The following is a 13,843-nucleotide window of genomic DNA, read 5'->3' as shown; positions in this document are numbered from 1 at the left end:
TTCGTCCCGGGGGCAGCGAAGGTCAGCTCCCCGCCCTTCCTCCCTCGTGACTTCAGAGGCGCCGCGGAAATCAAGCACATGCGGCGAACGGCCGGAAGGTCCGCGAAGCTAACGAATGCAAGTTTCGCGCGCCTCCTGCTTTTTCTCGTGGATAAGAGGGAAAAAGTATGTCGCCTCCCGGCAATTTCGAAGGCGCCAAATAGCCGTACAATTGTCGACTGCACGGAGCGTCGCCGAAACTGACCAAAGCGAGCGGCGCAACGATCATCAACCAAAAAAATCGACTGAGGCATTTCTCCTGTGACGGGACCGATCCGATGTTCTTTTCGAGCGACGGCTTCCCGCTCTTGAACCACCTCATCTACGGAGAAAATTATGACCATCAACTCTCAGCAGCGCCTGTCGAATTCCCAAACCGCTCGCCCCAATCTGCTCGAAATCGTCATGCAGGCACTCGAGGCGACGGGCCGGGTCCCAGACAAGCAGCCGGCGACGAATTTCCCGCGCCACTTCACTGCGGACCGGATCGACGATTTTTACGTTGAGCCGCTTGGCAACGGCTGGGTCTCCACGATTACCTTCCGAGACGTGCCCGCCGGAGAGCAGAACTGCCTCGGCTCTCCCGATGCGTTCCCCTACGACAATCCCCGAAACGCGTTTCTTCATGGCGCGACTATTCTGTGTGAGATCGTAACCGGCTCTCGCGAGCTGCCATTTACCATAGTCGGCAACAAACTGATCGTTGCCGCTTACCAGCCCTGATACAACTCACCGAGCTTGATGACGATGGCGGTCCATACCGCCATCTCCGCATGTCTCCGAGGATCTTACGCAGCCGCCAAATCATGCGTCGAGTGCTGACCGATATCTTACCGAGCCATCCAGAGAACATTTGGGCTCCAGCTTCGCGTGGAACCAACCGCCGGCTCGACTTCCGACTTCGGCGCAAAGAGTTGTATCGGCCTCACCAATGCTACGCAAAGCGGAGAGAGGCGACCTGATGTCGGCCTCTCAGGTCATCGGGTGCCGGGCACATTCACAATCGCCGATTAACGCAGCAGACCGCGCAATACGGCCCCTTCTTTCTCGGACAAACCCAAAGCTTGAATGAGCCAGTTTTCCGCATCAATCGGCGCGATGCGCACGTTGGAGTAGACGTTCCGGGTCGGCATGCCCTGTAGGAGCCAGCCTTCGACGGTTCGGACGCTGGTATCGAGGTGGCGGGCGAGACCAGACTTGGAAAGAAGCGGCACCTGGTAGGCCCGCCGATTGAGAGCGGTTGGGGTCGGCCCGCGCTCGACCGCCCAGAGCTGATCCCAAGAGGTTTTCCAATCCCCTTTCAGCCGGACACCGGCCAGGCGACCGTCACGAAGATAGCTGCGCACCGTCGCCTCGGTGAGCGCAAAATGCGAGGCGGCGGCGGCCACGTCGAGAGCAAAGTCATGTGCATGATCCATGCGATAGAGATTGTTCCCGAGCCCGCCGCCTCAAAACGATCTCGACAGAAATTGCGGCGCGTCACTCGCCCCGATGCTTACCCTGATCGTTTGTCGCTCTGAGCATGTATCGCGCGGATCTCCATCCATTCCCTTTGTGCAGCTGTCTGCTGGGTGAGCGCCGCGTATTCAGCCCCGGCTTCTGTGCTGGAATGACCCAGCAACGCGGCAACGACTGCCGGCGCTGCCACAGGATCGTGCAGCCGCATATAGTCAGCGGACAATGTCCGGAGGTCGTGAAGCGGGACACCGATCGCGGCTTTGATCTTCTCGCTCGCCCAGCTTCGGTCAAAGCCTTCCCGCTCATGCGAAAGCCAATTCTTCCCCAGGAGTTCAGTATAGCGCCGATAGGCGTGACGTAGCGGTCGACCTGCCAGAAGATGCTGATCGAGAACCCAACCGATCTCCGGCCAGAGCGTGCCGGCATCCAGCCAGACACCGGTCTTTTCCTGCTGCCACCGTAAGCGCCAAGCCCCCCAAGGCTCGCGCATTAGAGCTTCGCCGAGACGCCACGACGTGATGTCCCCGCTGCGAGGCGGAACGTTCAGCGTCACCGCGAGGATGGCCGCTGTCGCGCGGGCGGTTTCCGCTTCCGACCTCCAGTCAGCAATGGCGTCGGCCTGATCGAGACACCGAAGGATTGCCCGAACGACTTCCGCATAGCCCCCGTTTTGATATAGCGCCTCGATACGCGACTGCTTGAGTTTCGGAATCCGCCTCGCTTCCCGAAGGAGCCCCATCTGAACGGATCGCAATCCGGCGATCGCGTCCGCATCAAGCCCGCCATGGACTGCGAGGCCCACCAAACCGCCGAGATAGTTCGCGATCGTCGCAGGCCGCAGCGACTCCGCGCGAAACTTTCGCGCCATCTCCCATCCAAGCAACCAACCGATCCGCGGAGGGCAGGTCATGCTGGGCAGGAGTTCTGCGCAGCGGTTAATCGAGGCCACATGCCGGCGCAGCGTGCTCTCGGCGATCGGGGCCTCGTGCAAAGCTGGCAGCAGCATAGCCCAGTGCGCGGGCCAGCCACGCGGCTCGGCGGGGCGCCGTGGGTCCAGAGAACTGGTCGAGGCAGCTCCCGGGGATCGGGCACGGTAGTAATCCTTGCGAAGCCCTCGTCCCTCGGCAAGGCTCATGTCGGGGGCGTAGCGCTCGAGCACCCGCAACAGCAAAGCCAAGGCGGATTCATTGCGGCAGGCCGCCTCAAAACTGGCTCGCGACGGGAACTTCGGATCATCCTGAGTGGCGGCCAGTGAATCGAAAAACCGCGCAACCGCAGTGATCGCGCCGCTCGGCAAATCTTCCCGGGCGGCCATCATCCGATCTCGCACTGAGGCGGGAACGCACGCCAACCGCGCACGGGCTATATCATCGCGCATCGCGCAGTCTCCTTGTAAGTGTCTTGAAGATGTCCGGGTGCTCGGCGAGGATCGCCGCGCGCGCCTCGCGTGCTGCGGCTTGCCCGTCGTCGCGTCCGTAATACTTACGTGCCGTACTTTCGAGAATCCCGAGAACAGAAGAGGTGAAGGCGTGATCCCCCGGCCGAATGGCGAGGCTGAGAAGAGCCACGACGTGTCGCATTCGATGGGGTGTCTCGTGCCAGCCCAGCACGTTCGAAGCGTCACGCCATAAATCGAGAAAGGCGCTGGTAGAGTAGCTTCCGCGTGGCAATGCGATTGGATCGCCTTCGTCTTGCGGCGGCAGGGCATTGCCGGGGAAAAGATAGACATTATCCGGATCCAAACCCTGCAGTTCGATCAATCTCGGGCGCCAAGTCTCAAGCCAGGCGCGGACGATTTCCGCGTCACTTCCGACAACATCCACGTTGATCCAAGCGTCATTCTTGGTCTCCCAGGGAGCGAACCGGAACGTGAGCATCGTCTGGTTCGGTGAGGCACGGAGCAGATTTGCGTGGGCTTGGCCCTTGGACGCTATCCGAGTGTGTCGCAGGCAACGTGTTCGGAGCGGCCGCGACATCTGAATCGCATACGCCACGGCACCTGCAAGGAGACGAAGTGCCGTTATTTCCCGGGACTTTTTCTTCATGCGGGTTGTATCGTCGAGCGCGCGCTCCGCAGAGCCCGCGATGCGCGTTGGCGCATTGGCCCAAACCGACGCGAGTTCCGGCCGCTGCTGCAAAGTTCCCGCAATCCGGTCAACCTCCATCATGATCGCGCTACTTTTGGAAGCTTTCCGTTTTGCCCGCGGCGCGTCGTAATGTTTAGTCTTGAGAAGCGTGATCACCGCCGCAGAGCCCGCGTCCTGAAACCCGCGGCGCGCCAGGGTGATGAGCCGCGTCAGCCGCGTTTTTAACGTCGTCGATTCCAGTCCGGCTTTGAGATCAAACCCGCTATCGGATCGTTCGAGCTGCTGCGTGATCGCTGCCCTGATCGTCTGTAGCTCGAAGAGCTCGCGCACGTCTTGAAGATCCGCGGCATCGCGGCCACTGTCTTCCCAAGCGCGGACCAACCAAGCGACCGCTTCACGGTACCCGGTGCGCGCCGCGGTCGGCTTTCCCGAATCCCGACCGCCCTGCTGCGCCAGAAGATCAGCTTCCGCCGCAACCTTCTCAGGGTCTTCCCCAGCCTCAATCCGGGCGAGCATCGCGTCAGCTCTATTTTCGCTATCCGCGAGACAGGCATCTGCAAGTGTCTCGAAGGAAATCTTGAACTCTTCCGGCAACGCATCCCAGTCGATCCGTCGCGCTCGGGCCGATCCGGGTGGCAAACGCAACTCCGTCGCAGGTAGGTACGCCTGAATGGCAGGCAACGTTTCCACGTCCTTCGTGAGAGAATTCAGGAATGCGACTGACTTACACAGGCTTTTACGGACCTTCGCGGAACCCTCTTGCCCGATCCGGTCTATTTCGCTCTGGCTTAGCTCTTCCGGGGCGCATCGTGCCCGCGCCCGAAGGGTCACGAGGCTACGATGGCGCCCCGTATTCCACAGCGCGCCAGAGCCGGGCACTCCTTCTTCGGCTTCAATCAGTGCCATCAACTGCGAATAGCGTTGCCGGTGCGCCGGCGTCGGAGCTGGCAAGACTGCCAATGCCTCCAGGAAGCGCCGCAACGCAGCGCGGATTCGGGAATCCGCCCGGCGCCCGTTTTGTTTCATGTTTTGCGCCCGGCTGATCAGTGCATACCCGTGCCCGGCGACGGTGGTCTCAAAGAAGTGCATGTCGGCAGGCAAGGTGGCGATGTCATGATCGAGCATGCCGAGCCGCGCCGGGATATACTGAATTGCCCGGATCGTGTCCGCCCCCTCTCCTTTCGCAATTGCCCAATCCAAAAGGTCGCGGAAAGTATGTTCAGCCATTTTCACATCTCCTGAGTTTGGGCTCCTGCACGGCCCCTCAAATCGAGGGGGCCAGGCAGGAGCCGAAGCGGAGATAGTGAAAGGCCGCCTTTCATCTGAAATCGGGCGAGACATTTTCTGTAGCTTAGGGACCGACCCTCGGATCACGTTTTCCGACAAGCCTCTCTCGGACGGACCTCACGCCTCGTCCAGCAACACAGCCGTGGTCTTAGAGCGGCCACGGCAAGGCGCGTTCGAATACTCGCATCAGAGGTGAGGGAGGAAACCCCCAAAGGCTGCAGCAGCGCAAATTTATCGAGCTGAAAATCTACATGATAAGATCGCACCCAGATAGCTCGCCGGCGCACAAATCTGGATCGTTTCAAGGGAACGAAAGTCCGGCGTAGCCGCGAGCCTGATTGCGATTGTCTAAACCAGTCTGCCCCACGAAATGTAAGATGCGCCTGGTACTGGGCGGATCATCGGACGTGGCGAAGGCGGTGAAGCAAAATATCGACCCAGAGAAGATCGCCGCCTTGCTCGCCGGCGAGATGCAGACGGACGAGCTTACCTCTCACGAAAAGCGCGCATGGTTAGATCGCTTCACCGATATCATGGGGGGAACCCTGCCCGGAGGAAGTGACCATTTTCGCCGCGCGCGCGGACCGAGATAACCGCAGATGAGAGTGGCGACCTCCTGAAGAAGCTCGCTCAGCTGTAGACGCCAGCGTCAACAGCATCGATGTAGTCGATCACCTCGGCCGCCCGGCCTTGCAAAACAAGCTGCATCGGCGTCGATCCCGAAAAGCCCGGCAGCGGCTCGGCGCGATACCAAGCGTAGGCAGCGCTTGGAGTGCCGACGCGTGGGATGACACGGTCCAAGATCTCAAGCATTTTGCGCAGGCGACGTTGCGCACTTGCGCAGCCAACGCGAGCAGGACGCTCATGCGCATCCCGATCGAGGCCAGTGGCCTCCGCGATATCTTCTTCGGACGTACCCAGCTTGGCCGCAATCAGACCCAAATCTATCCGATCGTCACGCATGCACTCGGTCAGAAAGCTCATCTCTTTTTCCCGCCGTGTTCGCGCTCTCCGAGCCAGACTTTGGGCACCGGGTAGTCTTGTACGCCCTGCGTCATGTTGGGCCTCCGTTGCTGCAACGATGGTAGTGTCGGGACGTCTTCAAAACAACTCGTCTGACCGACAGGCCGCAATTGACGGTGCGTCGGCACCAGTTCCTCCGCGTCGCCCCCATGGCCAGAATTGGCCATCTCAAACCAACATGGCCGTAACTGTCATCGGGTCACGGCCTTCATTCATCACCACTCTGCGTTCCTTCGCGACTGGCTCACGGCTCAGTCGCCTTGAGCAGGGTTCTTTCAATTTCAGCAAATGCGTGAAGGAGTGCGTGGTTTGATTGGTTTTGCACCCGAGCGAAGATCGAGAAAACATCCCGCCCTTCGGGCTCGAGCGCGTAGCCGAGCGCGCGAAACGCCGTCTCTGCATCGCGCCGGATCATACGGCGCATTTCCACATCGGAAACGAGCGGAACAACATGGGCTATCGCATTGTCATCGCAAGAATAGTGCCGCTGCACTTCGAGAGCGGTGAGTGAGCCGGGGTGTTTGATTTCGATCCAGCATGCGATCTGGGTGGTGTCGTGTTCGAGTTGCTTCGCCGCTGCCGTCGTACGCTCCATCGCAGCGCGCAAGGCCGGTGAGCGAGAGAGTCCAGTCATATTTCATTATCCTTTTCTTACACTTGACGGTGCCGCCCGTTTTGTTCGCACAGCAGCGGACACTCAGAGGAGGTCTCCTCGTCTAAGTCCGAGCCTGATCGTTTCCCACACAAACTATAGTTTGTGTGGGAAAGAGCGTGCACCGGCCTGCTTGGTCGAGAAGTTGAGCGCCATCTTCCAGTTGGCGTTCATCCGGTTCAGTCATGCCGACCGCCGTGACTCCGGCGGCCGGCTTCCTTTCATACGCTTTCGATGATTCTGGATCGTATATGCTCCAGCCGTTCCTTGCGGCTTGCGCACGCGAGCGCCGCGAGTTGACGCGCCGATCGTGCATCGCAGGTGCTGAGAACGAGAAGCAACTCCGCGAGCGTCCGGCGGACCACGAGCGTGCCGCCCCGGTCCGTCAGCTGGAGACCATCATCTGCAAGAGTGTAAGACTGACGGGATAGCTCCAGGGTCACGAGATCGACGACGGCATATTCGAGAGCGGCCGCACGAAGCGCATTGTCCGGGGAGAGGGCGCATGCCGTCAGCCAAGTCTTCAGCCGCTCGACCCAGATCGCTTCATGTGCGTGCGCAAGCAGTGGCTGCAGACTGGTCAGATTGCGTTGACCGAACCCTTCGATCGCATCGAGTTTGTCACGATTGTGCATAGAATTACCTTCCTATCTTGAGGCATCGCACCCGGCTTCTGATCCGGGAGGGATCCGCGGGCGCCATGCGCGATGCCCGCGGAACCAACCGGATCTAAAGCCTGCGCCGGGGTCGGCGCGCGCAAACGCTCAGACCTGGTACGGCTCCCCTCCCCGGCGACGGCGATCGCCTTTCCGCGGGTGCAATCCACGGCGCTCCGCTTCGATCCTGCGTTCCGCGGTCGGCCAGCTGGCTTCAATCCGGGCGAAGAGGTCGTCTTGACGACGTCGCAGAGCTTCAGTGAGACGCCCGAGGACCGGGGTTCCGGAGGCATTCGGCACAATACGTTGGTCCGATCGGGCCACCCGCACGCGACGCGACAGCACAAACCGACTCGCTTTATCGAGGCCACATTCAGCGAACTCGGCAGTCACACGCAATTCAAAGCCGACGTTCGCACGCGAGCGAGACGTGGTACCGTATGCGAGCAAGACGTCGTTTTCCGTCGCATCGAGAACGAGGCAGGGTCGCGCATACGGCGCCATCCCTTCCGAGTAGGGGAACCTGAACGACACAATATCGCCCGGGAAAACGGGTTCAGTCGAAAACAAAGACAAGGGGAAACTCCTATAAAGCCGGCACGGAAAGCGTGCCGATGCGGTGGCCCGACAGCACCGCATCGGCGCGCGCCGCGCCGGCGTGTCGTCCCTTCTGGGGACCTGAGGCCCACGGCAGTACCTTCCACTTGGCGAATTACTGACTACGGGGCGGAGGACTTGGGACGACCCCCGGCAAGTGGCTGAAGTCGAATGTTGTTGGGTCGATCTTCCGGCTGCCAGAGGCGTCAATCAGCGTCACTTTCGCGCCCGCAGGATATTTTCGGATCGCCGAAATCCACCACGTCGTCTGAGCGTGACAGACCCTGCATTCGACGTGATGCAAGCCATAGTCTTGTCTGTCCCGGCTCTCGATGACTACGAGCGTCACCCCGGTCATCTTCGCAATCCGCGTCAAAGACGCCATGTGTTTGCCGCGTAGGCGGCTCCAGTTCATCGACGAAGGGCCCTGGAATTTCGGTGCCTTACCTTTGAAGACATGTCGGAGCACGATGAGGTAGTTGAGATCCTCAAGGCTCCCACAGTCTGCGATCTCGGCCAAATCGAGGAGCGTGTAGTAGTCAGATAAACGATCAGCCATGAACCGTTGAACGAGGCCGGAGAACTGCCATGCCAGAATCCTGTTGCGTTCGATAAGGCGGATGTCATCGAACAAGTCCGTTGTCTTCGCTTCTGCAACGAGCCGATGCAGCGACGTCGCGCCGTTTTCGCGGCGCGGTCCTACGATCGCGCGGAGCCGGGTCCCGTCGATCCATGTCCTCGCAAGGCTCGGCGTCTCAATCGCCTCACGGATCCAGAGTTCTTGTACGTCCTGGTGATGAAGCATCGCGAGGATCAGCTTGAGAGACGCGAGACTGAACCTCGCCGCTCTGAGATGCTCGACAAGCACCTGCGCGATCTGAATCTTACCGTTGTCAGCCGGCATATCTGCTCCTCTTTCGTGTTAACGATCGATGAGCAGATGTGCCTTTTCCGAAGCGCGCGGAAATCGCGGGAGCAGTTGACCTCGGGGTGTGACCAACCCGTTTCACGGTTTGGCAAACCCGTTCGCGAGGTGGCGGCCCCCGAAACGTCCGGGCCCTGCCCCGTTTCGGATCAGTGCCACCCCGGATCTGACCCTGCGGATTTTCCTTAGGTGATTGATTTCGCGAGGATTACTTCTACGAGAAATGACAGAACTTAGAAGAAATCTCAGAAATCCCCAGAAATGCCGAACGGTTTTTGGGGGGTAGTCTTTTTGGTCGCACCAGGCATAAGCCGCCCGCGAACATTTCAGGGACTGGGCTTCGGTGGAAACGTGGAAGGCTGTGCATGACGAGGCTCCTTGTCGACTAAGCTCGTGTGCCGCTCCGAACATCCCTGATTAGATGTTCGTCATCCCTCGGCGCGTTGGAATTCATAGCAACGCACGCCCTGTCGTGACCCGGATGCGACTCGCGAACCCGCATTAGCTCAGATGCGCGGTTCGCTCCCACGGTCCCAAGAGAAGCAACCTTTGGCACGCGGCCCGAGTGCTCCCCGCAACCATCTTAGACCTCCAGCACATCGCCTTCGATGGCTTCAGGCACGAATGCTGCACGCATTCGGTCGGGAAAATTCATCGAAAGTATCGCGCTCACTGGCGTTCATGGGGCCCGTTGCATTCGCTCTTTGAGTTCCAGTCTTTGGCTATCGGGCAGGTCTCTTCTTACAGACGACAGACCGTCCGTTTCGTAGCAACCAGCACTTCGAAACCCGCGGCGGACCCAGCAGCGAGCGCGCCCAAAATTCGCCTAACGCAACGTCATGCAGCAATCGGTTTCCGGCATTCTGGGATCGATCTCACCTCCTCTTCAGCGGGAGGAACGCCCCTCCTCAACGTCACCGAGGATCACCCCATGACACAGCCCATGCCCTGCCCCCTGCCCTTCAGGCAAAGTTCGCTTCGGAAAGCAACTTCGCCGCGCGATGAACAGTCTCTGTCAGTATCATGGGGAGACGTAGGATGACCTTGCTGCCCATCACGACTGTCCCACGACTCTATCAAGACCAAACGCTTCAGGTCATCGAAGGCCTCATCGGCGGAGCCCCATATGATCAGGCAAGTGACCCTTTCGCCAGCGTGCTTATCGACCCAGCAGACTGGAGTTCCCTGCACAAGGCGCTCCGTGCCCTGACGCCTCGTATCACGGCTGAGACTGCCTCGGCACTCGCACGGGCTGTAGCATCGGACAGCATCCTTCCAACGGTTATCCTTCCCCGAGCCAAAAGTATGGAACGAGCCTGCCGCGGCCTGGGGCCGATCGAGGTGGTCTACTTTCCTGATGCCATCGGCATCCTGCACCAAGGCGGCGGGACCCTACTCGAGGATGACACGACCCGGCCGGCCAAGGCGAGAATGTGTCTCCTGACGCGTGATATTCATTGCCCGAGGGATCTTGTCCGCCGCAATGACCCTTTCGAGAAGACCGTGCGGCGTTGGCTCGACCACCTTCATGCCGCGTCAGTCTGCTGCGAGGGCCTGAAGCTACCGAGGGTCGAGCAGCTCTGGCGCCAAACCAATCGACGCCGAGGTCGACGGCACGCCCAACCCGAACGCGGTCTGTCCGACCCTGCCCTTCAGTCTGCCCAAGGCGCCGCCCGATCCAACCCTCAGATAACTTTGCGCTCGATCGGGTTTCCGCAGATCGCATGATCAACCCAACTTCTGAACATGGCCATCGCTGGCACCGCATATCCACCAAGGAGTCCCTCATGAACAACGGAAACGTCATCGACACCTGCCTCGCTAGCCCCCCGGCAAGTCGCTACCGGCCGCCAATGCTGTCCTAAGGCCACTAATGATTTCCGCGGCTGGACTTCCAAACCCATCTCCTAGTCGGGCCCGAAGACGCAATTCGGCCCTGAAAGAAAGGCTTAATCATGAAAAATAGACACGACACCGTTCTGATGCGCGACGACTTCTCAGATGAGGACCTGCAAGCCGGGCGCGCGCTCCTTGCGAACATCATGCGGATGACGGAGGTGGTTGGGCCCGAAGTGCCTGTCGACCCTGGCCTCCCGACCGAAGAGCGCAAAATGCGGACTTGGGGGCGGCGGAGTAATCTCGACGCGCTGCTTCTCCACCGCCTCCAAGGCAAATGGCGGGCGCATCTGCTACTGAAATACCCGGCAATGTGCATACCTCTTGACGCATCGGACCAGAGGCCTGTTCCGTTGAGGGACCGCCAGGAAGCAATGAAGCTGGCAGTAGAAAAAATCTTCGCAATTGTATTGGCGACCGCCCGGGAAACGCCCCGTCAGAGAGCTGTTCGCGCTGCGGACGGTACTTTCCATATCCGGCACCGCCATTCGCGCAGCCGCACCGACACACATCTCACCTATGAAAAGGAGAATTCCATGGGTCTGGACTACGGATTTTACAATCAAAATGAGGACGCGTTGCTCGCGTTCCGCAATCACCACAGGTTGCTTGACCTCCTGTCTGCCGAGCCGCACGTGACCGTCGAACCCTATGACGACTTCTATGTCACGAGCCCGATGGTTGCAGCCGTGCTCGGGAAGATCGAGGCCGAGATGAAGGCTAACGGACAACCGCTCAAGCCGATCGACGCCCGGCGTCCGAAGTCGAGACGAAAATTCATCGATGAGATACCGACCCACTTCTGCGACAGGGAGCCCGAAAGCTGGATAGACGCGCTCCCGCATTACCGGGTCCTACTGACTCGCCTTCTTGCCTTGGTGAGGCACGAAGGCGTGCTCATCTGCGGATGGTCTGCATAGGTTCTTTCGCTTCGGGGGCAAAGGTGAGAACGGCGGAGCAATAGTCAGCCACGGTAGTGGCAGTATGATCCGGCTGCGGGCGGCGTAAACGTCGTCCACTTTTGCCCTTTCCGGCCGCGCTCGGCAGCAGGATTTCATCCACGAGATGGAACATCGCGTCGAGCCTGCGCCGCACCGAAGGTTTGCAGGCGAGATTCACGCTCCCGAACTGATGGGGGCATGATGAGCAGTCTTTTCTGGCTGAGCGACGAAAAGATGCGCGGCTGCGGCTGTTCGTCAGGAAAACAGTCCACTGGACTGTTTTCTAATCTTCCTCACTTCCAAAGAGCCATGGCAAACTGCGGGCCAATGATCGGCGGGTCTTGAGCGGGATAATCTTCATCAATCGTAATGGCTTGCGTTGGTCCGATGCGCCGCCAGAGTATGGTCCACCGAAGACTCTCCGCAATCGATGGAAGCGCTGGAGGTGAGTGGCTGAACGCCACCGGTCCGATAGAGGCCACGAACAGGGTGTTTTCGCCCGGATGATGGTGGGGCTTGCTTCCGAGGCCGCCGACCGGAAGACAGTGATGATCGACGCCACTTATCTCAAGGCGCACCGCACGGCTTCGAGCCTGCGGTTGAAAAAGGGGGGCGTGGCAGGCTGATTGGGCGGAGTTCGAAGATCAGAAAACGAGCCGGGGGATCGTTTTCCTGAGAATGGGTGGCATGAACACCAAGTTGCATGCCGTCACGGACGCGAACGGCCGCCCGATCAAGTTCTTCATGACAGTCGGCCAGGTCAGCGACGACACCGATGCGGCGCCCCTGCTGAGCAGCCTGCCCGAGGCCGAATGGCCGCTGGCCGATCGGGGCTACGATGCCGACTGGTATCGTGAAGCCTTGCAGGACAAGGGCATCAAGCCCTGCATCCCGGGTCGGAAGTCCCGAGGCAAGCCCATCAAATACGACGAGCGGCGCAACCGTATCGAGATCATGTTCGGTAAGCTCAAGGACTGGCGCCGCTTTGCGACCGGCTACGACAGGTGCCCGAAGATCTTTCTGTCCGCCGTAGCCCTCGCCGCAACTGCCACTTTCTGGCTTTGAAAATCAAAGATCCTGGAGCCTAAGCTCCACACGTCTTGAGCTTCTTCATGCGCCATCCATCGCGTCGACTGCCGCAGCTGAGATCGCCGCAGAGGATTTAAGGTTTTCGGCGGTCTGTGGTGTGACTTGCTCCATTTCAAGGAGAAGTTCGGCCACGACAATCGCGTCGGCGAGTGTGGAACGAGCCCACGTGACGAATTCAGCTTTCTCGGCTGCGAGCGAGGCGTGCAATTGGTCGCGGGTCGCCAGCAGCGTCTCTGACATGGTGCAGAACTCCGCGTCATCGTCGTCGAAGCGGGCGATAAGTTCGCTGGCAGTCTCGCCCGTTCGCATAGGCAGTTTGATGGCGAGATCCTCATCTTCCTCGCCAAGGAGCGCAGCCATAATCTTCCCATCCGGCGCTTGCTCAGTGATCATGAGGGTGCCAAAATCGAAGAGTTGCAGTGCCCCGGACACGATCTGATCGGCTGGAAGCGTTGCAGGAAGATTGTTTACGGTGGTCATGGTGTCCTCGCTAGATTTGCTTGTGCTTGATATCGCAGGCGGATCGGGCAAGGGCAAGGCGGGCCGCGAGGTGTGATTTCCTTGTGTTCTCAAACGAACCACCATGGCCAAAATTGCATGTATCGATGCCTTCCTTCCGGATAAACTTCATGCGGTTGCGCGCCACCCCGGTCCGTGCCTCGGCCAGCGCCCTGTCCTTTTAGCGACTTCTCGGAATCCGGACGTCGGTTGAGCTCCGGCAGCCCAATGAGCGGCGGCTCCTGATCAGTATCGCACCGGCGCACATGCTGGAACGCCTCGAAACAGCCCCGCGCAGAGAGCACATTCCTGTTCTGCGCGTCCAAGCAGCGCGCGTCCGCAGGCCAGCGTCCGGACCGGGAATCTCCATCGAGATCGAGCTCATCGCGGAGACGGGGGCGCATCATTGCCGCTCGCGGATGCGAGCGTCAGCAGGGGCTCCGGTTAGGCACACCTCCCAGCCTCGACGCAAAGAACCCGCAAGTTACTGTCTTATTGCGACAATCTAAAAAAGTTCGATTTTTTTTTTGCTTCGGCGTTTCCGCGCCAGGAAAAACGACACCAGATTCTCCTCGTCACCAAGGAGTACCCGAATGACGTATTCGCTCACCACCGTCGCCATCCGGCAGTCTCTCGACCGACGTCTTGCCCGCCTTACGACAGGCGCGCGCAGCCCCGGCCGATCGCGCGCAGCG

General features: G+C 59.9%; 11 protein-coding genes and 1 pseudogene. 4 read left to right on the top strand and 8 right to left on the bottom strand.

The window, feature by feature from the left end; genetic code table 11:
* The first annotated feature begins 375 nt into the window (after positions 1–375).
* Positions 376–762 (top strand): hypothetical protein, encoded by a 387-nt coding sequence (locus tag DEM26_RS18680; RefSeq protein WP_088736195.1) that lies wholly within the window; start codon positions 376–378, stop codon positions 760–762.
* A 287-nt stretch (positions 763–1,049) separates the two neighbouring features.
* Here DEM26_RS18680 and DEM26_RS18675 read toward each other — a convergent pair whose 3' ends face one another.
* The 3 genes from DEM26_RS18675 to DEM26_RS18665 form a co-directional block, all read right to left on the bottom strand.
* Positions 1,050–1,457, bottom strand: coding sequence for a DNA-binding protein (locus tag DEM26_RS18675; RefSeq protein ID WP_088736196.1), 408 nt, complete (start codon positions 1,455–1,457; stop codon positions 1,050–1,052).
* A gap of 77 nt (positions 1,458–1,534) precedes the next feature.
* Positions 1,535–2,815 carry a hypothetical protein gene (locus DEM26_RS18670; protein WP_146194493.1) on the bottom strand — a complete coding sequence of 427 codons (1,281 nt, stop codon included), beginning with the start codon at positions 2,813–2,815 and terminating at the stop codon, positions 1,535–1,537.
* 49 nt (positions 2,816–2,864) lie between these two features.
* A complete protein-coding gene (locus DEM26_RS18665; protein WP_109173102.1) occupies positions 2,865–4,811 on the bottom strand; it encodes a hypothetical protein in 1,947 nt (648 codons plus the stop codon).
* Between the two features lie 437 nt (positions 4,812–5,248).
* Here DEM26_RS18665 and DEM26_RS18660 point away from each other — a divergent pair, with 437 nt between their 5' ends.
* Positions 5,249–5,464 carry a hypothetical protein gene (locus DEM26_RS18660; RefSeq protein ID WP_109173101.1) on the top strand — a complete coding sequence of 72 codons (216 nt, stop codon included), beginning with the start codon at positions 5,249–5,251 and terminating at the stop codon, positions 5,462–5,464.
* A 37-nt stretch (positions 5,465–5,501) separates the two neighbouring features.
* On the opposite strand, the gene DEM26_RS18655 is transcribed toward DEM26_RS18660, so the two are convergent.
* The 4 genes from DEM26_RS18655 to DEM26_RS18640 form a co-directional block, all read right to left on the bottom strand.
* Positions 5,502–5,855 (bottom strand): antitoxin Xre/MbcA/ParS toxin-binding domain-containing protein, encoded by a 354-nt coding sequence (locus DEM26_RS18655; RefSeq protein ID WP_233243205.1) that lies wholly within the window; start codon positions 5,853–5,855, stop codon positions 5,502–5,504.
* A gap of 283 nt (positions 5,856–6,138) precedes the next feature.
* Positions 6,139–6,528, bottom strand: coding sequence for a hypothetical protein (locus DEM26_RS18650; RefSeq protein WP_146194492.1), 390 nt, complete (start codon positions 6,526–6,528; stop codon positions 6,139–6,141).
* A 239-nt stretch (positions 6,529–6,767) separates the two neighbouring features.
* Positions 6,768–7,181, bottom strand: coding sequence for a hypothetical protein (locus tag DEM26_RS18645; RefSeq protein ID WP_088736200.1), 414 nt, complete (start codon positions 7,179–7,181; stop codon positions 6,768–6,770).
* A gap of 733 nt (positions 7,182–7,914) precedes the next feature.
* Positions 7,915–8,703, bottom strand: a complete 789-nt coding sequence (locus DEM26_RS18640; RefSeq protein ID WP_088736201.1) for a hypothetical protein — start codon at positions 8,701–8,703, stop codon at positions 7,915–7,917.
* Between the two features lie 1,976 nt (positions 8,704–10,679).
* Between DEM26_RS18640 and DEM26_RS18630 the strand changes: the two genes are divergently transcribed.
* Both DEM26_RS18630 and DEM26_RS18625 read left to right on the top strand, forming a co-directional pair.
* Positions 10,680–11,540: a hypothetical protein gene (locus tag DEM26_RS18630; protein WP_088736203.1), complete on the top strand. Its 861-nt coding sequence runs from the start codon at positions 10,680–10,682 to the stop codon at positions 11,538–11,540.
* A 222-nt stretch (positions 11,541–11,762) separates the two neighbouring features.
* Positions 11,763–12,626 (top strand): annotated as a pseudogene (locus tag DEM26_RS18625) (IS5 family transposase).
* A 45-nt stretch (positions 12,627–12,671) separates the two neighbouring features.
* On the opposite strand, the gene DEM26_RS18620 reads toward DEM26_RS18625, so the two are convergent.
* Positions 12,672–13,130, bottom strand: coding sequence for a hypothetical protein (locus DEM26_RS18620; protein ID WP_109173099.1), 459 nt, complete (start codon positions 13,128–13,130; stop codon positions 12,672–12,674).
* Positions 13,131–13,843 lie beyond the last annotated feature (713 nt).

This window comes from Thioclava sp. NG1 (assembly GCF_003122275.1).
GTDB lineage: Bacteria > Pseudomonadota > Alphaproteobacteria > Rhodobacterales > Rhodobacteraceae > Thioclava > Thioclava nitratireducens.
Note: the sequence above shows the minus strand (reverse complement) of the source record. Positions and strands in the feature narration are given on the sequence as shown.

Bases quoted from the DNA above. Each gene is read 5' to 3' on its own strand.
- DEM26_RS18680 (WP_088736195.1), top strand. From the start codon at position 376: ATGACCATCAACTCTCAGCAGCGCCTGTCGAATTCCCAAACCGCTCGC.
- DEM26_RS18675 (WP_088736196.1), bottom strand. From the start codon at position 1,457: ATGGATCATGCACATGACTTTGCTCTCGACGTGGCCGCCGCCGCCTCG.
- DEM26_RS18670 (WP_146194493.1), bottom strand. From the start codon at position 2,815: ATGATGGCCGCCCGGGAAGATTTGCCGAGCGGCGCGATCACTGCGGTT.
- DEM26_RS18665 (WP_109173102.1), bottom strand. From the start codon at position 4,811: ATGGCTGAACATACTTTCCGCGACCTTTTGGATTGGGCAATTGCGAAA.
- DEM26_RS18660 (WP_109173101.1), top strand. From the start codon at position 5,249: ATGCGCCTGGTACTGGGCGGATCATCGGACGTGGCGAAGGCGGTGAAG.
- DEM26_RS18655 (WP_233243205.1), bottom strand. From the start codon at position 5,855: ATGAGCTTTCTGACCGAGTGCATGCGTGACGATCGGATAGATTTGGGT.
- DEM26_RS18650 (WP_146194492.1), bottom strand. From the start codon at position 6,528: ATGACTGGACTCTCTCGCTCACCGGCCTTGCGCGCTGCGATGGAGCGT.
- DEM26_RS18645 (WP_088736200.1), bottom strand. From the start codon at position 7,181: ATGCACAATCGTGACAAACTCGATGCGATCGAAGGGTTCGGTCAACGC.
- DEM26_RS18640 (WP_088736201.1), bottom strand. From the start codon at position 8,703: ATGCCGGCTGACAACGGTAAGATTCAGATCGCGCAGGTGCTTGTCGAG.
- DEM26_RS18630 (WP_088736203.1), top strand. From the start codon at position 10,680: ATGAAAAATAGACACGACACCGTTCTGATGCGCGACGACTTCTCAGAT.
- DEM26_RS18620 (WP_109173099.1), bottom strand. From the start codon at position 13,130: ATGACCACCGTAAACAATCTTCCTGCAACGCTTCCAGCCGATCAGATC.